Below are 454 nucleotides of genomic sequence, written 5' to 3' on the forward strand. Positions count from 1 at the left end.
GCAGTTGAGCGAATCAGCTTCCATGGTAAAGGGAATAGATTTGGCCACCAGGTTAGGGTGCGTCCGTAGCTGCTGGCCGGTGGCGGCCGAGCCGGTAAAGGTCACCACGTCCTGGCTATCGAGATGGTCGAGCAGATCGCCCGCGCCGCCGCAAATCAGGCTGATGGCGCCCTCCGGCACCAGGCCGCTGTCGACAATCGCTTTCACCATTGCCTGGGTGAGCTGGGCGGTAGCGGTGGCCGGTTTAATGATCGCCGGCATACCGGCAAGCCACGTGGGCGCCAGTTTTTCCAGCATTCCCCAGCAGGGGAAGTTGAAGGCGTTGATATGGACGGCGACGCCTGATTTCGAGGTTAGCACATGACGCGCGGCAAAACCGCCCTGTTTGGAGAGCGGGATGAGCTCGTCTTCCGGCCACAGGATATCGTCCGGTAATTCTCGACTACCGAGCCCA

At 61.0% G+C, this 454-nt stretch carries 1 protein-coding gene; it reads right to left on the minus strand.

The genetic code is table 11. From position 1 onward, the window contains the following. Positions 1-454: aldehyde dehydrogenase family protein (locus PL597_RS26050; protein ID WP_271366661.1), on the minus strand; the 454-nt coding region annotated here is incomplete at both ends.

It is taken from the genome of Agrobacterium sp. ST15.13.013, assembly GCF_027956525.1.
In the GTDB taxonomy this organism is placed as follows: Bacteria; Pseudomonadota; Alphaproteobacteria; order Rhizobiales; family Rhizobiaceae; genus Agrobacterium; species Agrobacterium salinitolerans.